Raw genomic sequence first — 24,165 nt, 5'->3', positions numbered from 1 at the left:
CGAGTGCAATGTCAGACTAGGAGTAAATATGACCGATTTGCGGGATTGCTCGGCTGTGTTTCTCCGGAAGTCACCGAGAGATATCCACAGGCGGACGGCTGGTGGTGGCCGAAGGCGGGCAACGGGTTGAGAATTTGGGCATGGGGGATGTGAGCCGGGCCTCGCCGGACGGGTGAGCCGGGCGCGACGGAACAGCGGGAGGCAACTGTGCGGACAGCGACACTGGGACCGGCGGAGCGCGCCGAGTCACTCGCGGGAATGGCCGAGCACGAGCTGGATGTGCTGGTCGTGGGAGCAGGCGTGGTCGGCGCGGGCACGGCACTGGACGCCGTGACCCGCGGTCTGTCCACCGGTCTGGTCGAGGCGCGTGACTGGGCGTCGGGCACGTCGAGCCGGTCGAGCAAGCTGATCCACGGAGGTCTGCGCTATCTGGAGATGCTCGACTTCCCGCTCGTACGGGAGGCGCTGAAGGAGCGCGGGCTGTTGCTGGAGCGGCTCGCGCCGCACCTCGTGAAGCCCGTTCCGTTCCTGTATCCCTTGCAGCACAAGGGGTGGGAGAGGCTGTACGCCGGTTCGGGCGTCGCGCTCTACGACGCGATGTCGATGGCGCGCGGCCACGGGCGCGGACTGCCGATGCACCGTCACCTGTCACGCCGTCACGCGCTGCGTGTCGCCCCCGCACTGAAGAAGGACGCGCTGGTCGGGGCGCTGCAGTACTACGACGCGCAGATGGACGACGCCCGCTATGTGGCGACCCTGGTGCGCACGGCCGCGGCGTACGGAGCGAAGGTCGCCAACCGCGCGCGCGTGACCGGCTTCCTGCGCGAGGGCGAACGTGTGGTCGGCGCCAAGGTGCAGGACGTCGAAGGGGGCGGGGAGTACGAGATCCGCGCCAAGCAGGTCGTCAACGCCACCGGGGTGTGGACGGACGACACCCAGGCGATGGTGGGCGAGAGGGGACAGTTCCACGTCCGGGCGTCCAAGGGCATCCATCTGGTCGTACCGAAGGACCGGATCACCTCGACGACCGGGCTGATCCTGCGTACGGAGAAGTCCGTGCTGTTCGTGATCCCCTGGGGCCGGCACTGGATCATCGGGACGACGGACACCGGCTGGGACCTCGACAAGGCCCACCCGGCTGCGTCCAGCGCGGACATCGACTACCTGCTGGAGCACGTGAACTCGGTGCTCGCGGTACCGCTGACACGTGATGACGTGGAGGGGGTGTACGCGGGGCTGAGGCCGCTGCTCGCCGGTGAGTCGGACGCCACGAGCAAGCTGTCGCGCGAGCACACCGTGGCGCATCCGGTGCCGGGGCTCGTGGTCGTGGCGGGCGGCAAGTACACGACGTACCGGGTGATGGCCAAGGACGCGGTGGACGAGGCGGTGCACGGGCTCGACCAGCGGGTCGCGGAGTGTGTCACCGAGGACATCCCGCTGATCGGTGCCGAGGGGTACCGGGCGCTGTGGAACGCGCGAGCGCGGATCGCCGCGCGGACCGGACTCCATGTGGTGCGCGTGGAGCACCTGTTGAACCGGTACGGGGCACTCGCGGAGGAACTGCTCGACCTCATCGCCGCGGACGCCTCGCTGGGCGAGCCGCTGCCGGCCGCCGAGGACTACCTGCGCGCCGAGATCGTCTACGCCGCCTCGCACGAGGGCGCGCGGCACCTCGACGACGTGCTGACGCGGCGGACACGCATCTCGATCGAGACCTTCGACCGGGGTACGCGCAGCGCACGGGAGGCCGCGGAGCTCATGGCTCCGGTGCTGGGCTGGGACAAGGACCAGATCGAGCGCGAGGTCGAGCACTACGAGAAGCGGGTGGAGGCGGAGCGGGAGTCGCAGCGGCAGCCGGACGATCTGACGGCCGACGCGGCTCGGCTGGGGGCGCCGGACATCGTGCCGTTGTAGGGAGGGACGGATGGACGGTGGTGGAGGGGCGGACGGCGGTGGACGGACGGTGGGAACGGTCGGTGGTGCAAAGGCGCGGGCCGTGCCACGGTCCGGCTGTGGTGGCGGCCCGGGCATCCGAGCGGATGTCTCCGTGCTGCCTCCGTGCCGCCTCCGGATGTCACCCGAACGAGTGTCCTGAGCTGGGATCTTTGCTCGGAACCCGGGCGTTCTACGGGGTGCGGGGGCAGAACTCGGCGGCGAGCAGGGCGGGTTCGAGATCGGGGTCTGCGATCGCATCCGTGTTCACGCGGAAGGTGAGGACACGACGGGCGTCGAGCGTGGCCGCGGTCCGGACGTAGCTGCCGGTGATGCGGCCGTTGTGCCCCCACACCGTGGTGCCGCACGGAAGTTTCTCGGAATAGAGGCCCATGCCGTACAAGCCGTGTGCGGTGCGGGTGTCGAGCATCTCGCGCAGTTGGCGGGGCGGCAGCAGGTCGCCGCGGAGCAGGGCCGCGTAGAAGCGGTTCAGGTCGGCGAGCGTGGTGACCAGCTCGCCCGCCGCGCCGGCCACGCGCGGGTCCAGTTCGGTCACATCGGATCCGTCGGCGTCGTACGCGCGGCCGTGCGGATCCGGCAGAGAGCGACGGGCGCCCGGGAACGAGGTGCCCGTCAGATGGAGGGGAGTGATGATGCGGCGCTCGGCCTCGGTGGCGTACGAGCGGCCGGTGACCTGCTCGACGACCATGCCGAGCAGTACGTAGTTGGTGTTGGAGTACTCGAAACGGCCGCGTTCGGCCGGGGTGCGGGCGAGCGCGATACGGACGGCCTGGATGGGGGTGAGGGAGACGACACCGGCGGAATCGGCGGTGAAGTCGGCGAGGCCGCTCGTGTGGGTGAGCAGGGCGCGCAGGGTCAGGAGGCGCCCGTCGTTGCCCGAGCCGCGCACCAGGCCCGGCAGATGAGCGTCCACCGAGTCGGACAGGGACAGGCGGTGCTCGGCGGCCAGTTGAAGGACGACCGTCGCGACGAACGTCTTGGTGATGCTGCCGGCGCGGAAGTGGTCGGCGCGGCCGATGGCGTCGGCGGAGCGGATGGCTCCGGCGGAGCGTATGACGTCGGCCGGGCCGGCGGTTGTGGGGGCTTCCGCGTGGGCGAAGCGGGAGCCGGACTGCTCGTCGGCCAGCAGGGCGGCTGCCGGGACCTTGCCTTGCGTGACGAGCCGGGTGAGGGCGGTGTCCACGGCAGGGAGCGCGGGAGTTGTCGAGGCGGTCGAGGTCAGGGCGAGGAGGGTCAGGCACACAGGAAGGGTCAGTAGCGTCCTCAGAGGCGGCATGAGGTCCTTCCTTGTCGCCGCTCATCATGAGGGACGGGCTCGGCCGGGTGACGGGCGGGGCAGGTGAGGGGCGGCGCGGGGAAGCAATGCTTCCACGAGGGGGCACCCGGGGCGTCGGACGGTGGTCGGGTGGGTGACAATGGAGGCTCTGTCAGGGCGGGTTGCATGAGGGGACGCATGTCGGAGGCGGAGCGCACGGGAGCATCCCGGCAGGACGAGAGCGATCGTCTTCTCGCCGGGCGATACCGGCTGGGAGGAGTCCTCGGCCGCGGCGGCATGGGCACCGTGTGGCGGGCCAAGGACGAGACGCTGGGCCGGACGGTCGCGGTCAAGGAACTGCGCTTGCCGGCGCGGATCGACGAGGACGAGAAGCGGCGGCTGATCACGCGGACCTTCCGTGAGGCCAAGGCCATCGCGCGGATCCGGAACAACGGCGCGGTGACGGTCTTCGACGTGATCGACGAGGACAACCGGCCGTGGATCGTGATGGAACTCGTCGAGGGCAAGTCGCTCGCCGAGGTCATCCGTGAGGACGGGCTGCTCACGCCGAAGCGCGCGGCCGAGGTGGGGCTGGCCATCCTCGACGTGCTGCGTTCGGCGCACCGCGAGGGCATCCTGCACCGGGACGTGAAGCCGTCGAACGTGCTCATCGCCGAGGACGGCCGGGTCGTGCTCACCGACTTCGGTATCGCTCAGGTGGAGGGCGACCCGTCCATCACCTCGACCGGCATGCTCGTCGGTGCGCCCTCCTACATCTCGCCCGAGCGCGCGCGGGGGCACAAGCCGGGCCCCGCGGCCGACCTGTGGTCGCTCGGCGGGTTGCTGTACGCGTCGGTGGAAGGCGTGCCGCCGTACGACAAGGGGTCCGCCATCGCGACGCTCACCGCGGTGATGACGGAGCCGATGGAGCAGCCCAAGAACGCCGGGCCGCTGGAGAAGGTCATCTACGGGCTGCTCGTCAAGGACCCCGAGCAGCGGCTCGACGACGCCGGGGCCCGGGCGATGCTCACCGAGGTGCTTCACGCGCCCGAGCCCAAGGAGGACGAGCCGGAGCCGGCGGACGCGACGAAGGTCGTGCCGTTGCCCGAGCTTCCGGTGGACGACGCCCCTGCCAAGAAGAAGAGTTCGGGCGGCAAGGCCGCGGGCGGGAGCAAGAAGGGCGAGGAGCCGGTGGAGCGGCTTCGCGGGGCCCTGCGTTCCGTGCGGAAGGGCAAGGGGGCTGCTGCCGCGGCGGGGGCTGCCGCGGTGGCCGGAGCCCGGAAGGCCGGTGCCGGGAAGGCCGGTGCCGGGAAAGCCGCGGACACCGAGGCTCCGGCGGCGCCGGAGGGGGCGGACGGCAAGGCTGCCAAGGCCTCGACATCAGCCTCGGCCTCGGCTGCTCCTGAAGCCTCCCCCTCCCCCTCCGCCTCAGCCTCGACCCCCTCTTCGCCTGCTGCCCCTGCCCCTGCCCCTTCTGACTCGGCCGCCGAGGCTGCTCCTCGCTCTGCCTCCGCGGATTCGGCCGGTTCGGCCAAGGGGCGTGATTCTGCTGCCTCCGTGGTGAACTTCAGTTCGGTGGGCGGGAGTTCGGGCGGTGCCGGGGACACGCATCCGCGGACCGCCGCGCCGAGGGCGTCGCTCACCGATGTGGTGCCCCGGCGGACGCTGATGATCGTCGCCGTGGTCGTCGTGCTGGCCGTGCTGGGCACGATCCTCGCCGTCACGCTCAGTGGCGGCGACGACTCCAGCGCCAAGGAGAACAAGGGCGGCGACGACAAGTCGGTGTCGAGCGGCGCGAGCGCGGGCAGCGACACCAAGCAGGACGAGAAGAGCGGTACGGAAAAGGACAGCGGAGAGAAGACCGACTCCGCCGGCGGAGGCGCGAACACCGGCAGTTCGCCGAGTGCGAGTGCGTCCGGTGAGACCGGCGGTTCGAAGGACGACTCCGGCAGCGGTTCGGGCGACGGCGCCGCGGAGACGTACAAGAGCGGGCAGGGGTTCTCGATCGGGCTGCCCAAGGGGTGGAAGTACGAGTCCACGAGTGCGGCCGGGTCCCGGTTCGCCGGTCCTGACGGGCAGAAGCTGCTGGTCGGATGGACCACGACGCCCAAGAGCGACCCGGTGGCGGACTGGAAGAACCAAGAGCAGTTCATGCAGCGGCCGCAGTACAAGCGCATCCGAATAGAGAAGGTGGACTACCGCGGCTGGAACACGGCCGACTGGGAGTTCACCTACGTTGATGGTGGGACCCAGTACCGGTCGATAGACCGCGGGTTCGTCGTCAACGACGGCCTCGGATATGGGCTCATGTACACCGCGAAGGGCTCGAAATGGGACACCGAACTTCGTAAAAATACGTGGCGGACGCTGACGAAGTCGTTCGAACCGAAGTCCTGAGGGGCACGAGATTCCTGAGATCTCGTATCTCCTCACTGTGGGTTGCCTCCGGCACGTATCGTGAATGGTTGCGGACCGTACGCAGCCACATCTGCAGCCACAACGGGACGCATGGCGAACGGAATTGACCAACCGGGCGGCCGGGGGAGGCATCGTGGACGACTATGCGGGACGGGTACTCGCAGACCGTTACCGTCTGCCGCTGCCACCGTCGGACGAGTACGAACTCGCCGAGTCCCGGGCCTTCGACACGTACAGCGGGCAGGAAGTCCTGGTCCGGCAGGTGCCGTTGCCCGAGATCGTCGAGGCGGAGGTGCTCGACGCGGACGGGCTGCCCGACGGGTTCGTGGCCCGGGACACCGGAGTGCGGCGGCCGTCCGCGCGGACCACACGGCGGCCCACCGAACCGGCGGTGCGGCGGGCGATCGAGGCCGCGCAGGCCGCGGCCCAGATCCCCGACCATCCGCGGCTCGACCAGGTCTTCGACGTGTTCGCCGAGGGCGGGTCGTTGTGGATAGTGAGTGAGATGGTGGCCGCGCGGCCACTGGCGGCGCTGCTCGCGGAGCGGCCGCTGAGTCCGTACCGGGCCGCGGAGGTGGCCTCCGACGTGCTGACCGCGCTGCGGGTGCTGCACGGCCATGGATGGGTGCACCGGAACATCACCGCGCGCACGGTGCTCGTCTGCGACGACGGGCGCGTGATGCTCACGGGGCTTGCCGCGGGGGCCGCGGAGGAGGCGCTGTGCGGGTACGACCCGGTGCCGGCCGCCGACGGTGAGGGCGAGGCGGACGGCTCCGGAACGGCAGACGGTCCGCCAGGTCGGATGGGTCCGGCAGGTCCGGCCGGCTCGGCAGGCCCGTCCGGGCCGCACGGCCGGCTCGGGCATGGTCAGCAGGGGCAGTCCCAGCAGGGCGGTTCCGGTGGTGTGCCCGGTGCTCGGGTTGCCGGTGGCGGTCGTGCCGCCGTCGAGGCCGTGCCCGGAGGCGGCGGAGGGCTGTCGCCCGTCCCTCGGGCACAGGCGTCGGCCGCGGGGCAGCGGGCGCTGGACGCCGGCGGTGATGTGCGGGCCGCGCGGGCCGGGGCCATCGCGGCCTACCGCGCGGGCGCGCGGGCCGCGGCCCGGGTGCAGGAGGAACAGCAGGGCGGCCGGAACGCGGCGTTGCCCGCGCCGAGGTCCCGGCCCGCCGAGGGCGAGGTCGAGGGCGAGGTCGGACAGACCTCCGGGCTCGGGCTGGAGCACACCCCGCCGCCGGGGCAGATCGCCGACCCGTACGGAGTGGGGCGGTCCAGTTCCTGGCACGGCGCGGCGCCGCGACATGGCGCCCCCGAGCTGGGCGGGAACGGACAGAACCAGCCTCCCGCGCTTCCCGGCCCCGGAAGCAGCGGCAATGGCGGCAACGGGGGTAACGGAAGTGGCGTACAGGGCGACGGTGACGGCACCGGATTCCCCGGGAACGGCAACGGCGTGTCCCACACCGGGAACAGCAACGGCACCGCCGGCCATTTCGCCAGCACCTCCGACCCCGCCTACAGCACGGACCCCGCCTACACCGCAGACCCTGCCCACACCCCCGGCACCGCCACCGAGGCCCCCACCCAGTGGAGCCGGCTGACCGCCGACCCCGCACCCGCCGCCCATCGGGGCCCCGCCACCGCCCTGGCGGCAGAGCGGGCCCGGCAGGCGCGGATGACCGTCGTCGGACCCGTCACCGAGCGCTGGGCGCCCGAGCAGGCCGGGCCCGTGCACGAGAACTGGCAGTTGGCGGCGCCGATCGGGCCCGCGACCGACCTGTGGGCGTTGGGGGCGCTGCTCTTCAGGGCCGTTCAGGGGCACGCGCCCTATCCCGAGGAGAACACCGCCGAGCTGGTGCAGCTGGTGTGCGCCGAGCCGCCCGCGTTCGCCGAGGAGTGCGGGCCGCTGCGGCCGGTCGTGGAGTCGCTGCTGCGTCAGGACCCCACGGAGCGGCTGGACTTCGAGGAGCTGCGCGGCTGGCTGCGTTCGCTGGTGCGGTCGGCGCCCGAGCCGGAGGCCGGGACGTACGTCGTGGCCGCGCCGCCCGTGGACCCCAAGCGGCTGCCCGTCGTGCGCCGCCGGGGCGAGCTGGTCCGAAGGCGCCGCGCCGGGCTGCCCGACACCAGCCCGCACGGCCGCCACAAGCGGTCCAAGCGGGAGGCCAAGCCCCGCCGGCTCGGCCGCACGCTGCTCCTGCTGATACTGCTGGCCATGGCGGCGGCCGTCGCGTATGCCGTGGCCTTCATGCCCAAGTCCGACAACGCCGGTGAGCGGACCGGTTCCGCGGGGGACATCGTCAGTCCGGCGCCGGGACACTCGGCCGACACGGACACCGGCACGGACGGGAACGCGGGCACGGATCCGCAGGACGAGAAGTCGCCTAGCAAGGAGAACAGCCCGACGCAGTCGTCCAGTTCCGGCACCCAAACCACCGGACCCGAGGTCGCACAGGGCTTCACCCTGCGCAAGGACTCCGAGGGCTTCCGCGTCGCGGTCGCCAACGGCTGGGACCGGACGGGAAAGAACGGCCGCGGCCAGATCGTCTACTCCCAGGGCGACTTCGAGCTGCTGGTGGTGCCGGGCCGCGACACGACCGGCGAGTACGGCACCGACCCGATGACGTACCAGCGTGAGGACGAGCGGGAGTTGCAGCCGTTCCGCGACTCGACGTGGGCCACGTCCAGCGGGATGCGGCGCATCGAGGTGGGCGGACGGACCATGGCCGAGGGGCAGTTCACCTGGCAGGACTCCCAGGGGCGCGAGGTCTTCGTACGCAATCTCGCGATCATCGTCGACGGGCGGTACCACGTGGTGCAGGTGCTCGGTCCGGAGGCCGAGCGGGACGAGGTGACACGGCTCTACGAGCAGGCGTCGGCGACCTATCAGCCCACTGGCTGAGGCCAGTCAGCCCACCGGCTGACGTCCGATTGCCGGGCGGTAACCGCCCGTTCACGCTCGGGCAAACCGTCACAGTGCTGTCTCCGTAGGGCCCCGCCGGTTCCCTGGGCGGGGGCCGGTCCTTAGTCTGACCCTGTCAAGAGCATTGCGGGGAAACGTGAATCAGATGCAGGGCCTGCTGCTGGCGGGGCGCTATCGGCTCGTCGACTCCATCGGCAGTGGTGGCATGGGCCGGGTGTGGCGTGCGCACGACGAGGTGCTGCACCGGGCCGTCGCCATCAAGGAGCTGACGGCCGCGCTCTATGTGGCGGACAGCGACCAGCCCGTGCTCCTCGCCCGGACCCGGGCCGAGGCGCGCGCGGCCGCGCGGATCAACCACTCGGCCGTCGTCACCGTGCACGACGTGCTGGAGCACGACGGCCGCCCGTGGATCGTGATGGAGCTGGTCGAGGGCCACTCGCTCGCCGACGCGGTCAAGGACTCCGGACGCGTCGAGCCCCGCGAGGCGGCGCGGGTCGGGCTGTGGGTACTGCGCGCGCTGCGGGCGGCGCACGCCGCGGGCGTACTGCACCGAGACGTCAAGCCCGGCAACGTACTGATCTCCAACGACCGGCGCGTCCTGCTCACCGACTTCGGGATCGCGCAGGTCGAGGGCGACACGACGATCACGCGCACCGGGGAGATCGTCGGCTCGGTCGACTATCTGGCGCCTGAGCGCGTACGCGGCCACGATCCGGGTCCCTCCTCCGATCTGTGGGCGCTCGGCGCGACGCTCTACACGGCGGTCGAGGGGAGGTCTCCGTTCCGGCGGACGACCCCGCTGACCACCATGCAGGCCGTGGTCGGCGAGGAGCCCGACGAGTTGACGCACGCCGGCGCGCTCGCGCCCGTCATCGCCGCGCTGCTGCGCAAGGATCCCGCCGAGCGGCCCGGGCCGGAGGAGGCCGAGCAGATGCTCGCCGAGGCCGCGGAGGGGCGCACACCGAATTCGGCGCAGGCCTATGTGCCGACGGAACATGTGGCCACCTCGCACGAGTCCGCCGAGTCCCCTCAGCCTCCCGAGTCGCCTGTGCCGCAGGGCACGTACGGGCCGGCCCATGCCGCTTACGGGCCACAGGGCGTCCCAGGAGCGCAGGGCACGTACGGCGGCCCGTCGGGCGCGCACGGAGTCCAGGGGACCCCTGGCGTTCCCGGCGCCCATGACCCCTACGGCGGCCGCGGCGGGCACGACACCTACGGCAGCCACGGCCGTCCCGCGCCCGACCCGGTCGTCGCCACCATGAACCAGCCGACGGTCGCCGGGACGCAGCGCCGCAAGGTCAGCACGCTCGTCCTCGTCGTCATTCTCGCCGCGCTCGTGGGCGGCGGAGGCGTCGCGGCGATGCTGTACGCGGACGGGTGGGGCAACGACACCAACTCGACGTCCTCGCCCGACCGCTCCTCACCCGACCCGTCCTCCTCCACCCCGTCGTCCTCGGCGGGGGCGACGGACGACGGGAAGGGGAACCAGACCCCGGACACGGGTGCCGGCGGTGTGCCGGACGGCTGGGAGCGCGTCAACGACCCCAAGGGTTTCAGCCTTGTCCTGCCCAAGGGCTGGAAGCGCCAGGTCGAGAACACCCAGGTCGACTACACGCCCGACAACGGTGAGCACTTCGTCCGTATCGCCATCGACGACGCCCCGGACTTCGACACCCCGTACACACATCTGCTCGACCTGGAGGAGCAGTTGGGGCGGCTGCAGGACTATCAGCGGATCGGTCTGGAGGAGAACACCTTCCGCGACCGCCCGGGCGCTCTCTGGGACTTCACCTGGACCGCGCTGCCGAAGGACACCGAGTTCCCCGGCCCGCGCCGGGCCAGCGAGCAGGCGTATCTCAGCCGTGACGGCGTCGAGTACGTGATCTACATGTCCGCGCCGGCGGCGGACTGGGACACCGCGAAGGAACGGTTCGACACCATCCTGCGCAGCTGGCGGCCCCCGGGCGCCCAGTGACCCCGAACGCCCCGTAGGTACGGCCGGCCCGACACCGGACCGCGTACGTCGCTTGTCGGCCACCCGCGCCGCAGCGCCCCGGAGGGCCTCCGTCCGGTGCGGCATGATGGGGCGCATGGTGACCGAGGGGGACAACGTCCGTGTCATCGCGGGCCGTTACCGGCTGGAGTCCAGACTCGGCCGGGGCGGTATGGGCGTCGTATGGCGGGCCACGGACCAGTTGCTCGGCCGGCAGGTCGCGGTCAAGGAACTCGTCCTCGACACCTCGCTCTCGGCGGAGGAGTACCGGCTGCAGTGCGATCGGACCCTGCGCGAGGCGCGTGCGGTCGCGCAGTTGCGGGACCCGCACATCATCGTCGTGCACGACGTCGTGGAGCAGGACGAACGCCCCTACATCGTCATGGAGTTGATCGAGGGCGGCTCGCTCTCCGAGCGGATCTCCCGGAGCGGGCCCGTGGACGCGGCCGAGGCCGCCCGGATGGGGATCGACCTGCTGGGCGCGCTGCGCAGGGCACACGGCGCGGGCGTGCTGCACCGGGACCTGAAGCCCGCGAACGTACTCCTCACCGGGGAGGGCCGCGTCGTCCTCACCGACTTCGGGATCGCCCAGGTCGCGGGGTCGACGACGCTCACCGAGAGCGGGTCGTTCGTGGGCTCGCCCGAGTACACCGCGCCCGAGCGGATGTCCGGCGTCAGGACCGGGCCCGAGTCCGACCTGTGGTCGCTCGGCGCGCTGCTCTGTACCGCCCTGAGCGGCGAATCGCCGTTCCGTCGCGACTCGTTGGGCGGGATCCTGCACGCGGTGGTGGTCGACGAGATACGTCCGCCCGCGGCCGCCGGGCCCCTGCTTCCCGTCGTACGGGGCCTTCTTGAGCGCGATCCCGAGCGCAGGCTCGACGCGGTGGAGGCGGAGCGGCTGCTGCGGGCGTTTCTCGACACGGGCCGTATGCCGCCGGTGTCGCCCGGCTACACGACGACCCATCGGGACGCGCCGAGGCCGCAGACGCAGTCACTCCACGCGCCGTCGCCTCCGCCGGACTCGCCCGTGACATCGCCCATGAGGCCGGGGGCCTCCTCGCGCTCCCCAACGCGGAACGTACTGATCGCGGTCGCGCTCGTCGCCGCGATGGCCGTGGCGGGTGTGTCGGCGGCCGCGCTGTTGATGAACGAGGACGGCGGTGGGCCCTTGTCGCCGACGAGTTCCGTGCCCACGTCCCGGGCGACGACCACCGTGACGACCACGGCAACGCCGAGCCAGAGGCCGAGCCGGACGGCGAGCGCGACCCCGAGCCCAGCGCCCACGACTCCAGCGCCCACGACCCCCGCACCCACGGGGCCTGAGCCCACGAGCCCCGCCCCTTCGGGCACCTGAGTCGCCCGGCCGCGTAAAAGGAACATAAGCGACGCCGTGCGTCACGGGTCTGTGACTGGAAAGCGCCCAGGGTGGCTCCCGAAGCGCTTGCCGCGATAGGGATGGACCCATGAGCAACAACGGGGGAGCCCCTTACGGACCCGACGAACCAACGAGTTTCGGCCTGCAACCGCCGCGACCGCCCGTCGCCGTGCCGCACCCCGGGAACCCGTACGCGGCGCCCACCCAGGTCGTGCCCGACCAGCAGGCGCCGCAGGAGCCCGGCATCGGTCGGCTCATCGCGGGCCGCTACCGGCTGCTCGGCAAACTCGGCCACGGCGGGATGGGCACCGTGTGGCGGGCCAAGGACGAGACGGTGGACCGGGAGGTCGCCGTCAAGGAGCCGCGCGTACCGGATCATCTTCCCGAACGCGAACGGGCCAACGTCTTCGAGCGGATGCGCCGCGAGGCGCGCGCCGCCGCCCGGCTCGACCACCCGGCCGTCGTGAACGTCCACGATGTCGCGGTCGTGGACGGCCAGCCGTGGATCGTCATGGAGCTCGTACGGGGACGTTCGCTCGGTGCCGCGCTGCAGGAGGGCACGATCGGGGCGCGTGAGGCGGCGAGAATCGGCCTCGACGTGCTCGGCGCGCTGGAGGCCGCGCACGCGGCGGGCATCCTGCACCGCGACGTCAAGCCCGACAACGTCATGCTCGGCACGGGCGACCGGGTCGTCCTCACCGACTTCGGCATCGCCCAGATCGAGGGCGAGACGAACCTGACCGACACCGGCGGCTTCGTCGGCTCGCCCGAATTCATCGCACCGGAGCGGGTGTTGGGGCAGCGCCCGGGTCCGGCCTCGGACCTCTGGTCCCTCGGCGTGGTCCTGTACGCGGCCACGGAGGGCGTCTCGCCGTTCCGCCGCAACAACACGCCCGCGACGCTCCAGTCCGTCCTCAACGCCACGCCGGCCGCGCCCAACGCGGCCACGGGACCGCTGGCCGACGCCATCAACGGCCTCCTCGACAAGGACCCGGCCCGCCGCCCGGACGCCGCACGGGTGCGAGCGCTCCTGGAGCAGGCCGCGCGTCCGCCCGAGCCCGCGCCCACGCAGGTCGTACGGATGGCGGAGCCCGGCGGCAGGTCGATCAGGGTCGGCCGCAAGGCGTGGATCGGCATCGGTGCCGTCGTGGTCGCGGCCGCGCTGGCGGCGTACCTGGTGGTCGCGGACCCGTTCGCGGGGCCGCTGCCCGACAACTGGAACAAGAGGGACCTGAAGGCGCTGGGCGCGACGATGGCGGTACCGGCCGGCTACCAGAAGACCGTGCCCAAGCCCGACGCGGCCAAGGACGAACACTGGGTCCAGTTCACCGACGAGAGCGGCAGCCTCTGGATCAGCCTCACCCTGGCCAAGAGGCTTGAGGACACCAGCGGCGAGATCGCCGCGTCGGCGGCGGCCGAGATGTACGACGACGACGCGAGCTACAGACAGAGCGGCAACTACGGCATGGACATGGACTCCGAGCCCGCTCCCAAGAGCAACCCCGATACGACGAAGTACAAGGACCGGAAAGCGGCCCTCAACACCATCACCTACTCGACCACGGACACCGAAGCCCCGCGTCCGCGCGAGATCCAGGTCCTCTACTACAAGACCAAGTCCGGCGACATGTACAAGCTCATGATCGGCTACCCGGGCAAGGGCGACTTCACCGAGCGCGGGCGCGAGGTCGCGAAGACGGCGATCGCGAACCTGGACATCACCAAGCCGTGAACACGCGAGAGGGCGGACCGGTGGACCCGGCCCGCCCTCCGTTCGCGCTTGCGCGCGGGCTCAGGCGTCGGCTCAGCCGAGCTTCGCCGTCTGGGCCTTGATGAGCTCGGCCGGCACGTCGTAGTCGGAGACCTTGGCGTCATCGGCGAACGCCGCCAAGCTGATGGAGTAGTACGTGGCGACCGTGTTCCCGTGCCGCGCGACCTCCGCGTGCACGACCGGGTCGCCGTCGGAGTCCGCGGTCACCGCGAACGCCAGCGACTCGTCGCCGTTCCCGGACGCCTTCTCCGACTCGACCTTCTTGAACTTCTGGGGCTCCTTCTTGGCCGTGGCCGTGAAGCCGCTGCCGCAGCCCTCGATCGCGGCGGAGAGCGAGGACATGGTCTCCTTCGCTCCGTCGCCCTCGTACGAGGACAGCGAGACGAGGGTGACGGTCGAACCGAGGGCGTCGGTGATCGAGTTCATCGCGTCCTCCATCTCCTCCTCGGTCATGTCCTCCAGGTCCTCGGTGGGGGACGCGCTCGCCTTGGCCGTCGGGTCCTCCTGGGCCATGCGGTTGACGTACGAGGCCGAGTCGCCCGGCGCGAAGCCGGTGAGGACGTACGCGAGGGGCGCGCACTTCTCGTCGACGACCTTGATCTCCTCCTTGGAGGAGGCGAACTGGTCGGACTGGTCGGCCGGGCCGACCTTGAAGCCCTTGACATCGGCCGTCGCGATGATGAGCTTCTCCAGCTCACCCTTGGCGAGGGTCTTCGCTGCCGCGGCCGGCTCCTTGCCCGCGGCCTTGTCGTCCTTGCCCGATCCGGAGTCGGAACCGCTGTCGGAGCAGCCGGTCACCAGGGCGAGCGAGAGGACGGACACAACGGCTGCGGCGCCGGGACGCGGCAGCGCGAGTCTCTTCATTATTCGAATATTCCTTCGGTGGTATTGCGGTGAAGCTGGGAGTCTGAGGGCAGGTCAAGAAAACGTCAAGCCGGTTCCGGGAACGGCATACTGCTCTGCACCGACGGACAACAGGGACGACAGCCGCCGACCCTCCCCGCGGCTTCCTGTGAGAGAGGTGACGGGCGTGGGCCTGGATCTCGACGTGCGTGCGCACGCACGCCAGCGGTGGGCGGCGCGTGGTGCCCTGGCGGCGGCCGGCCTCGCCGTGCTGCTGCCGATCGGATTCGCCAGGGCCGCGAGCGTGTTGCTCGTCGTGGTCGGGGTGCTCGGTACGGCGGTCACGGTCGCCGCGCTCTGGTGGGTACTGACCCTCAGGGGACCGGCCCGGGCCGCGGCCGGGGTGCTGGCCCTCGCGACACCCGCCACGGTCATCGGGCTCTTCGCCGCCGCGAACCTGCTGTGGGTCGTCGTGGTGTCCCTGGCGCTGTGGGGCTTCGCCGTCTGGGCCGGGAAGTTCGCGCTCAGCCTGACCAAGTCGCACGCCGTGCGCGTGGCCGAGTACAGGACCCCCGCCCCCGCCAGGCCCTTCCTCATCATGAATCCGCGGTCCGGCGGGGGAAAGGTCGAGCGGTTCGGGCTGAAGGAGAAGGCCGAGCGGCTCGGAGCGCGCGTCCACCTCCTCGACCCCGAGCAGAAGGAGGACGTCACCGAACTCGCCCGGCGCGCCGTCGCCGACGGGGCCGATCTGCTCGGCGTCGCGGGCGGGGACGGCACACAGGCGCTGGTCGCCGCGATCGCCGCCGAGCACGACATCCCGTTCCTCGTCGTCTCCGCCGGGACCCGGAACCACTTCGCCATGGACCTCGGACTCGACCGGAACGACCCCGCCACCTGCCTCGACGCGCTCACCGGCGCGGGGGTCGAGGTCCGTGTCGACCTCGGTTTCGCGGACGGGCACCCCTTCGTCAACAACGCCTCGTTCGGGGCGTACGCGGTGGTCGTGCAGAGCCCCGAGTACCGCGACGACAAGGTGCGTACGACGCTGGAACTGCTGCCGGAACTGCTCACGCACCAGCGGGGGCCGCGGCTGACCGCCCGGATCGAGGAGAAGGGCGGGACCGGCGGGACCGCTGGGACCGGCGCGACGAGCGGGGCGGAGGCGGCCGGGGTGGCCGTCATCGAGGCGCCCCAGGCACTCCTCGTGAGCAACAACCCCTACCGCATGGACGATCCGGCGGGCCTCGGCTACCGCGAGCGGCTGGAGTCCGGTCTGCTCGGCGTCCTCGGCATCAAGGTGGAGAACGCGGCCGAGGCCGCCGGGCTGCTGCTCGGGGTGCACTCCACCGGGCTCACGGTGCTCACGGCCCGCGAGGTGGTCGTCGACGCCGACCTTCCCGAGGTCGAGGTCGGCGTCGACGGCGAGGCCTTCGTCCTGCCCACGCCGGTACGGTGCCGCATCGAGCCCGGCGCGCTGCGCGTGCGCGTCCCCCGGAACCGGCCGGGCGTGCCGGAGACCAAGCCGCCGATGGACTGGCGCCGGCTGCGCAAACTCGCGGCGGCGGTGGGCCGTACGGCACTCCCCAAGCACCGGGCCCTGCCCAGGGACGAGGCTCTGCCCGAGAACCGGACCCCGCCTACCGCATGACCCACTGCATGACGTCGACAAGCTCGGGCCCCGCACGGTACTGATGGGGCATGAGCGATGACGGGGGGCGGTTGATCGGAGGCCGTTACCGGCTGGCCGAGCGCATCGGCTCCGGCGGTATGGGCACCGTGTGGCGGGCCGTCGACGAACTCGTCGAGCGGGACGTGGCGGTCAAGGAGCCACGGCTTCCGGGCGATCCCCAGGACGCGGCCCATCAGCGCGCGTACAACCGGCTGCAGAGGGAGGCGCGGGCCGCGGCGCGCGTGGAACACCCGGCGGCCGTCGCGATCCATGACGTGGTCGTGGAGGACGGACTGCCCTGGATCGTCATGGAGTTGATCCGCGGCGAGTCCCTCCACGAGGTGCTGCAGCGCGGCGCGCTTCCGCCCGCCGAGTCCGCCCGGATCGGGCTCGCCGTCGTGGGCGCGCTGAAGGCCGCGCACGCCAAGGGCATCGTGCACCGTGACGTGAAGCCGGCCAACGTGCTGCTCGGACAGCACGGTCGTGTCGTGCTCACCGACTTCGGCATCGCCCACATCCAGGGGGAGGAATCCCTCACCATGAGCGGGGAGTTCGTGGGCTCCCTGGAGTTCATCGCACCCGAGCGGATGTCCGGCCGCGGCGCGGGTCCTGCCGCGGACCTGTGGTCACTCGGCGTCTGTCTGTTCGCGGCCGTCGAGGGCTGGTCCCCTTTCCGGCGTACGACGCTGGAGTCCACCCTCGCCGCGATCCTGTCCGCCGAGCCGCCGGAACCCAAGCAGGCGGGGCCACTTGGTGTGCTGATCGTGCGGCTCCTGGCGAAGGACCCGGACGAGAGACCGGACGCGGACGAGGTGGTCGCCGCGCTGGAGGCGGTGGCGGAATGGTGGCCGGTTCCGGCATCGGTTCGGCAGGGAGATCCGACGATCCCTCAGGACGCCTCCGCGTTGAGGGAGTTCGCGGACGATTCGGGGACTGTGCAACTCGTCGCGCCTTCCGCCTCGGGCGAGGCGCGGGGCGAGGCGGGGGCATCCGAGTCGCCCGAGCCGCGTGAATCGCCCGAGCCGCCCGAGCCGCCTGAGCCGCCTGAGTCGCCCGAGCGACCGGAGGCGGCCGCCCCGCCCGCTACCCCCGCCACCTCTGAAGACACCCAGGCCGAGTCCATCCCCGTACGCCCCAAGCGCAAGCGCTCCACCGCGCGCCTCGTGGCGGGAGTCCTGGCCGGTGCCCTCCTCGTCGTGGGTGGTGTCTGGGCCGGGACCTCGCTCACCGACGACAGCGCGACCGCCGCAGGGGGCGAGCCGTCGGTGACCCCGAACCCGCCGACGACCAGGGACAGTTGGGTCGCCCACGAGGAGGAGGACCTGAACGCCGTTCTCTCCCTCCCCAGGCAGTACGTGCGCTTCCACGAACAGGGCGGCCCCGACGACCAGCCGCGCATGGCCATCTACGACAACGACGAGGTCGTCCAGGTCCGCCTCACCCAGTGGGACGAGGCGCCGCGCTCGCCGATGGGCCAGGCGAAGGACTCGGCCGAGACATGGGCCGGATACGGGGAGTCGCAGACGCAGTACACGAAGACGTCCGTCCACGGGAACGAGGCCGTGCTCGTCGACACGACCTACGAGACCGAGGGCAGGCTGGTCCGCGTCATGGAGCTGATGATCCTCACCGACGACAGCCGGCTGTACGAGCTGCGTGTCGACATGCCGAAGGGGACGGCGGACGAGAAAAGGGGCACTGAGGTGTTCAAGGGCGCGCGCGACCGACTGGAGATCGGCGGGTCGAGGAAGTGGTCCCCGCGCTCCGATTTTTCGGTCGGGCCCTGATCGTCGCCGGACAACCCCCTGATCAGGCCATTCATTGCCAGTGATCGCTGGCGCTGTGTGTGCACTCGGTGAATCCCTATTACCGCCGGGTACCCAAAGCGGCGGGCCCGGGCATACGCTGCGGGCCATGACCGACTCGCAGGCCCCGGTACAGGCCCCGGAAAAGACTGGCACCAACCCCCTCGCGCCCGCCCCCGAGGGCGCCCGCACGGCTGCTGACGTGGTCACGCCGGAGCTGATCGCACAGCTCACGCGTGGCGTGGTCGGTTCGGGCCGCACCGCCAACCACACGCCGTTCACGGGCGAGAAGCTGGCCGACCTGCCCGAGTCCACCCCCGAGGACGTGGAGCGGGCCTACGAGAAGGCCCGCGCCGCCCAGGCCGTCTGGGCCCAGACCCCCGTCAGGCAGCGCGCAGCCGTCCTGCTCCGCTTCCACGACCTGGTGCTCGCCCGCCAGGCCGAGGTGCTCGACCTCATCCAGCTGGAGACCGGCAAGGCCCGGCTGCACGCCCACGAGGAGGTGCAGGCCGTCGCCGTGGCGGCCCGCCACTACGGCCGCAAGGCCGTCTCGTACCTCAGGCCCAAGCGTCACGCGGGCGCCGTGCCGACCCTCACCAAGGTCACCGAGCTGCGCCACCCCCGAGGCGTCGTCGGCCAGATCGCCCCCTGGAACTACCCGCTGGAACTCTCCGTCGGCGACGCGATCCCCGCCTTCGTCGCGGGCAACGCCGTCGTGATGAAGCCCGACACCGAGACCTGCCTCACCGCCCTGTGGGCCCGTGACCTGCTGATCGAGGCGGGCCTGCCTGCCGACGTCTTCCAGGTCGTCCTGGGCGAGGGACCGGTCGTCGGCCCGGAGGTCGTCAAGCGCGCCGACTACGTCTCGTTCACCGGCTCCACCCGCACGGGCCGCGAGGTCGCCCAGAGCGCGGCGGCCCGCCTGGTCGGCGTCTCCCTCGAACTCGGCGGCAAGAACGCCATGCTGGTCCTGGAGGACGCCGACATCGACAAGGCGGCGGCCGGCGCGGTCCGCGCGTGCTTCTCGTCCGCGGGCCAACTGTGCATCTCCATCGAGCGGTTGTACGTCCACGAGTCGGTCGCGGACGCCTTCGTGGAGCGGTTCGCCACGCGCACCAGGGCGATGCGGCTCGGCAAGTCCCTCGCGTACGGCGCCGAGATGGGCTCGCTGGTCGGCGAGCGCCAGCTGGAGACGGTGACCCGGCACGTCGAGGAGGCGGTCTCCAAGGGCGCCAAGCTGGTGGCGGGCGGTGTCGCCCGCCCGGACATCGGCCCGTACTTCTTCGAGCCCACGATCCTGGACGGGGTCGAGGCGCCGATGGCGGTCTGCAACGAGGAGACCTTCGGCCCGGTCGTCTCCATCTACCGCTTCAAGGACGAGGACGAGGCGGTCGAACTCGCCAACGCCACGCCCTACGGCCTCAACTCGTCGGTCTGGACGAAGGACGGCCGCCGCGGCGCCAAGGTCGCGGCCCGCCTGCGCACCGGCACGGTCAACGTCAACGAGGGCTACGCGCCCGCCTACGGCAGCGTCCAGTCCCCGATGGGCGGCATGAAGGAATCCGGCCTCGGGCGCCGCCACGGCTCCGAGGGCATCCTCAAGTACACCGAGGCCCAGACGGTCGCCCAGCAGCGCCTGCTGCCCATGGCCCCGTCCCTCGGCATGGACGACGAGGGCTACGCCCAGTTCATGAGCCGCAGCCTGAGGCTCATGAAGGCGTTCCGGTTCCGCTAGGAGTTCTCGTCTTTCAGGGGCGCGGGGGCCGCATCGATATGCGGCTCCGCCGCGTGACCCGGCCAGCCACACACAACCCGCACGGACACTCAACGAGGAGCACACGTGCCTCAGGACACTTACGATTACGACGTCATCGTCGTCGGCTCCGGCTTCGGCGGCTCGGTGACCGCCCTACGCCTCACAGAAAAGGGCTACAACGTAGGCGTCCTGGAGGCGGGCCGCCGCTTCACCCCCGAGTCCCTCCCCAAGAACTCCTGGGACCTCAAGAACTACCTCTGGGCGCCGAAACTCGGTATGTACGGCATCCAGCGCATCCACCTCCTCGGCAACGTGATGGTCCTGGCGGGCGCCGGCGTCGGCGGCGGCTCGCTCAACTACGCCAACACCCTCTACGTACCGCCGAAGCCGTTCTTCGAGGACCCGCAGTGGAAGGACATCACCGACTGGCAGGAGGAGTTGAAGCCGTACTACGACCAGGCCCGGCGCATGCTCGGCGTACGGCTCAACCCGACCATGACCCCCTCGGACGTCCATCTCAAGGCGGCCGCGCAGCGGATGGGCGTGGGCGACACCTTCCACATGGCACCGGTCGGTGTCTTCTTCGGTGACGGCCAGGACGCCGACGGGACCGTGAAGGCGGGGCCCGGACAGCAGGTCGACGACCCGTACTTCGGCGGGGCGGGGCCGGCCCGCAGGGCGTGCGCCGAGTGCGGCGAGTGCATGACGGGATGCCGGCACGGCGCGAAGAACACCCTCAACGAGAACTACCTGTACCTCGCCGAGAAGGCGGGCGCGGTCGTCCACCCGATGACGACCGTCGTGTCGGTCACGGACGACTCGCAGGGCGGCTACGCCGTCGCGACGCTCCCCACGGACGAGAAACGCAAGGGCGAGGGCCGGACCTTCAAGGCCCGCCGGGTCGTTCTCGCCGCCGGTACGTACGGCACACAGACCCTGCTGCACCGCATGAAGTCGAGCGGTCAACTCCCTTACCTGTCCGGCAGGCTGGGCGAGCTGACCCGTACCAACTCCGAGGCCCTGGTCGGCGCGCAGACCGACAACCGCCGCTACCGGAAGGCCACCGGTGAGGCGAAGGTCGACTTCACGCGCGGAGTCGCGATCACGTCGTCCATCCACCCGGACGAGAACACCCACATCGAGCCCGTCCGCTACGGCAGGGGCTCGAACTCGATGGGCAGTCTGTCGATCCTCCAAGTCCCCTACGCGGAGGGCTCGTCGAGGGTTCTGGGCTGGCTGGTCAACGCGGTGAAGCACCCCACCCTCGTGGCCCGCTCGCTCTCCAACCGCCGCTGGTCGGAGCGGACCATCATCGGCCTGGTGATGCAGTCCCTCGACAACTCCCTGACGACGTACCTCAAGCCGAAGGGCGCGGGCAAGGGCCTGCTGACGGCCGGCCAGGGCCACGGCGCCCCCAACCCCAAGCAGATCAAGGCCGCTTCGGAGTCCGCCTCCGCGATCGCCGCGGAGATCAACGGCTTCGCCGGTTCGAACGTCGGCGAGCTGATGGGCACCCCGCTGACCGCCCACTTCCTGGGCGGGTGCCCGATCGGCGCCTCGGCCGACGAGGGCGTCATCGACCCGTACCACCGGCTGTACGGACACCCGGGCATCTCGGTCGTCGACGGTGCCGCGGTCTCGGCGAACCTGGGCGTCAACCCCTCGCTCACGATCACCGCGCAGGCGGAGCGCGCGATGTCGTACTGGCCCAACAAGGGCGAGGCGGACCCGCGTCCGGCGCAGGGGGCCGCGTACGAGCGCCTGAAGCCGGTCGAGCCCCTCGCACCCGCCGTCCCCGCGGACGCCTTCGGCGCGCTGCGCCTGCCGTTCCTGGGAATGCCGACGGTGCCGCCGAAGAAGTAACGACGAAGGACCTGCGCCCCCCTCCGAGCGCAGGTCCTTCGTTTCTTGCGTGAAGCGTTGGTCGCGTGAAGCGAGTTACGCCCTACGCGTCCTAGACGTCGGCGCCGGCCTTGCGGCGGCGGACGACGAACACAGCGCCGGCACCGGCGACGACGGCGGCGCCGCCGACGAGACCGATGGTCGGCAGGGCGGAGCTGGAGCCGGTCTCGGCGAGGTTGCCGGTCGGCAGCTCGGAGACGTTGCCCTGCGGCTTCTTCACCGGGTCCTTGCCGTTGTCGCTCGGGTCGGCGGTGCCCGGGTCGGGGTTGGTCGAGCCGGCCTTCAGCACCTCGAAGTCGTACTGCGCCCAGCCCTCGGCGATGCAGTCCTGGTCCTTGATCTTGTCCAGGTAGGCGCCGGAGCCGAAGGAGTACGAGTCACCGGCCGGGGCACCCTTGTCGACGCTGAAGCGCAGGGCGACCTTCTCGCTCGCCTTCGCCTTCAGGGACTCGACGTAGAAGAAGTAGTCACCGGCCCAGTTCTCGTCGCCGATCCGCTCCCACTTGCCGGACTCGGTGTTCTTGAACTCCAGCGTGACGTACGGGCTCAGGAACTTCGCCTCGTCGAGCTCGTAGTTCTCGATCTCGGCGTAGAAGGCGACACCCTTGATGTCGGCCTTCGACTCGTTGGTGACGACCAGGTTGAAGTTGTGGAAGCCGTCGCCCGCGACGATCTTGCCGGGCAGACCCTTGATGTCCGCGGAGACCTTGGCGTCGCCGTAGTTCTCGTCGAGGTCCTCGCAGTACGGGACGTCCGGGTCGGGCTCCTCGCTCGGCCCGGGCGTCGTGGTCGGCGACCCGGTGGGCGTGGTGGTGGTGCTCGGGGTCGGCGTACCCGAGGGGATCTCGGTGCTCGGCGGCGTCGTCGTGGGCGTCGCGCTGGGCGTCGTCGTCTCGGTGGTGGTCGGCGTCGCGCTCGGCGTCGTGGTGGCGGACTCGGTCCCGGTGGGCGTGGGGTCCGTCGCGAAGGCGGCAGGAGCCGACAGCAGCGCGAGCGGAGCTATGACGGCCGTCGTGGCCGCAGCGGCCATGACACGGCGAAGCTTCATGAAGACCTCGGAGAGTCCGGCGTACCGCAGCGTTGCGGCACGAGAGGTTGGGAGGCCTCCGCGTGCGGGGTACGCGGGTACGGCCGTTGGTTCCGCAAGTGAGACCTGTGACTCCTGTAAAGGGTTGTCCTCGAACTCACAGAATTCTTATGTGGGCTGGGTCACAGCCGGATCGGACTTGTGAACTCCCTTGCCCACGCCTTAGAACTGTCCATCGTTTGTCCGTCGAGTAATTCGAAGAAAACGTCGATCCGCGGGTCGATCATGGGGGAGAGGCGCCAGCGCCATGGCCGAGAAGCCGTCGGAGAAGACATCCGAGGAACCCGAGGGGGCTGGGCAGTCCGGAGAGCCCATACCGGATGACGTGTGGGCGCGGTTCGTCGAGGACAGCGAGCGGGACATCCACACGTCCGACGCACCCAAGGAGCCGTCCGCGCGGGCCCGCATGGTGACCGAAAGGCTGCGGCAGCAGGAGGCACGCGGCGAACTGCCCCCGGGGTGGCGCACCGGGCCTGCCTGGCAGGAGATGAACGGGCGGGCGGCCCGGCGCCGCAAGGTGTGGACGATCATCGGCGTCGTACTCGCGATCGCGTTGGCCGTGGTGGCCATGAAGCCGTCCCTGCTGCCGGGCGACCCATTCGGCACCGGCACGGACGAGGGCACGCAGTCGGCGAACCCGCTGCCCGACGAGACCGCGGCCCCGACGAACGCCCCCTCCGGCGCGCCCGGAACGCCCACGCTGGACGAGCCGTTCGCCGGCTCTCCCGCCGTGCGGTACGCCGACGGCGCGGCCGGAATCGTCCTGCCGGAGGCGACGCCGGTCGGCGCGTTCGGCAAGGACCAGGTGGCCAAGGCCCTGGCGCAGACCAAGTCCCTGCTCGTCGACGCGAACCTCGACCGCAAGACCCTGCTCGGCGGCACCCCCGAGACCACGCTCGACAAAATTCTGGACCCCAAGCAGCCGGACATGATCGACGACGCGAGGTCCTGGCTCCGCGAGCCCGGCAAGGACAGCGACCCGCTCTGGCTCTTCAGCCGCTTCGACCCGGACGAGGTGCGGCTCGTCGGCGACGTGGTCAAGACCCGTGGCCGTACCACCTTCAAGGCGGGCAAGGACGGTGGCGTCGCCATCCACGCCGACTACACCTTCGTCTACGCGCTGGCCCCGGCCGACCCGGACGCCACCGAGGTCACCCGCACCATCGTCCGCCGCATCCTCGACCTGGAGCTCCTCAACCCGGCGACGTACGAGGTCACTCCGGGCAGGCTCTCGGTCGACCGCCACGACCAGGATCTCGCCAACTCCGCCTGTGACGTCTACGACGGCTTCCTGCACCCGCAGTTCGACTCGGCCGACCCCACGGGCGCGCCGCCGAGCGGGCCCACGACCGACCCGTACGACCGCAGCCGGGACCTCGGGAATTCCGGGACGGAGGAGTGTGGGACGGTGTCCCGGACATGAGTAC

At 71.1% G+C, this 24,165-nt stretch carries 13 protein-coding genes and 1 pseudogene; 11 read left to right on the top strand and 3 right to left on the bottom strand.

What is annotated here, in order from left to right:
- Positions 1-207 precede the first annotated feature (207 nt).
- Positions 208-1,914, top strand: a complete 1,707-nt coding sequence (locus OG718_RS23620; RefSeq protein WP_143639127.1) for a glycerol-3-phosphate dehydrogenase/oxidase — start codon at positions 208-210, stop codon at positions 1,912-1,914.
- A gap of 211 nt (positions 1,915-2,125) precedes the next feature.
- Here OG718_RS23620 and OG718_RS23615 read toward each other — a convergent pair whose 3' ends face one another.
- Positions 2,126-3,229: a serine hydrolase domain-containing protein gene (locus OG718_RS23615; RefSeq protein ID WP_328845105.1), complete on the bottom strand. Its 1,104-nt coding sequence runs from the start codon at positions 3,227-3,229 to the stop codon at positions 2,126-2,128.
- Between the two features lie 177 nt (positions 3,230-3,406).
- Here OG718_RS23615 and OG718_RS23610 point away from each other — a divergent pair, with 177 nt between their 5' ends.
- From OG718_RS23610 to OG718_RS23590, 5 genes and pseudogenes are all read left to right on the top strand, one after another.
- Entirely contained in the window at positions 3,407-5,605 is a 2,199-nt protein-coding gene (locus OG718_RS23610; protein ID WP_328845104.1) for a serine/threonine-protein kinase, read from the top strand.
- Positions 5,606-5,759: 154 nt separating this feature from the next.
- Positions 5,760-8,516 (top strand): protein kinase, encoded by a 2,757-nt coding sequence (locus tag OG718_RS23605; protein WP_328845103.1) that lies wholly within the window; start codon positions 5,760-5,762, stop codon positions 8,514-8,516.
- A gap of 166 nt (positions 8,517-8,682) precedes the next feature.
- Positions 8,683-10,512, top strand: coding sequence for a serine/threonine-protein kinase (locus OG718_RS23600; protein WP_143639338.1), 1,830 nt, complete (start codon positions 8,683-8,685; stop codon positions 10,510-10,512).
- 115 nt (positions 10,513-10,627) lie between these two features.
- A pseudogene (locus OG718_RS23595) lies at positions 10,628-11,878 on the top strand (serine/threonine-protein kinase); the annotation flags it as partial.
- A gap of 115 nt (positions 11,879-11,993) precedes the next feature.
- Complete coding sequence (locus tag OG718_RS23590; protein WP_328845102.1) at positions 11,994-13,637, top strand: serine/threonine-protein kinase; 1,644 nt, start codon at positions 11,994-11,996, stop codon at positions 13,635-13,637.
- Between the two features lie 72 nt (positions 13,638-13,709).
- Here OG718_RS23590 and OG718_RS23585 read toward each other — a convergent pair whose 3' ends face one another.
- Positions 13,710-14,540, bottom strand: coding sequence for a hypothetical protein (locus tag OG718_RS23585; RefSeq protein ID WP_328845101.1), 831 nt, complete (start codon positions 14,538-14,540; stop codon positions 13,710-13,712).
- A gap of 166 nt (positions 14,541-14,706) precedes the next feature.
- Here OG718_RS23585 and OG718_RS23580 point away from each other — a divergent pair, with 166 nt between their 5' ends.
- The 4 genes from OG718_RS23580 (at position 14,707) to OG718_RS23565 (ending at position 21,612) form a co-directional block, all read left to right on the top strand.
- On the top strand, positions 14,707-16,167 hold the full coding sequence (locus OG718_RS23580; RefSeq protein WP_143639134.1) for a diacylglycerol/lipid kinase family protein: 1,461 nt from the start codon (positions 14,707-14,709) through the stop codon (positions 16,165-16,167).
- A gap of 50 nt (positions 16,168-16,217) precedes the next feature.
- Complete coding sequence (locus tag OG718_RS23575; protein ID WP_328845100.1) at positions 16,218-17,975, top strand: serine/threonine-protein kinase; 1,758 nt, start codon at positions 16,218-16,220, stop codon at positions 17,973-17,975.
- A gap of 127 nt (positions 17,976-18,102) precedes the next feature.
- Positions 18,103-19,728, top strand: a complete 1,626-nt coding sequence (locus OG718_RS23570) for a succinic semialdehyde dehydrogenase (protein WP_143639138.1) — start codon at positions 18,103-18,105, stop codon at positions 19,726-19,728.
- Positions 19,729-19,833: 105 nt separating this feature from the next.
- The gene (locus OG718_RS23565) at positions 19,834-21,612 is read left to right on the top strand and encodes a GMC family oxidoreductase (protein ID WP_328845099.1); all 1,779 of its coding nucleotides are present in this window, start codon (positions 19,834-19,836) and stop codon (positions 21,610-21,612) included.
- Positions 21,613-21,703: 91 nt separating this feature from the next.
- Here the strand turns inward: OG718_RS23565 and OG718_RS23560 are convergent, their stop codons facing one another.
- Entirely contained in the window at positions 21,704-22,699 is a 996-nt protein-coding gene (locus OG718_RS23560; protein WP_306938467.1) for an LAETG motif-containing sortase-dependent surface protein, read from the bottom strand.
- 286 nt (positions 22,700-22,985) lie between these two features.
- Between OG718_RS23560 and OG718_RS23555 the strand changes: the two genes are divergently transcribed.
- Positions 22,986-24,161 (top strand): hypothetical protein, encoded by a 1,176-nt coding sequence (locus OG718_RS23555; protein WP_328845098.1) that lies wholly within the window; start codon positions 22,986-22,988, stop codon positions 24,159-24,161.
- The last annotated feature ends 4 nt before the right edge of the window (positions 24,162-24,165 follow it).

Origin of the sequence: Streptomyces sp. NBC_00258, from assembly GCF_036182465.1 — a bacterium.
Classification (GTDB): domain Bacteria; phylum Actinomycetota; class Actinomycetes; order Streptomycetales; family Streptomycetaceae; genus Streptomyces.
Note: the sequence above shows the minus strand (reverse complement) of the source record. Positions and strands in the feature narration are given on the sequence as shown.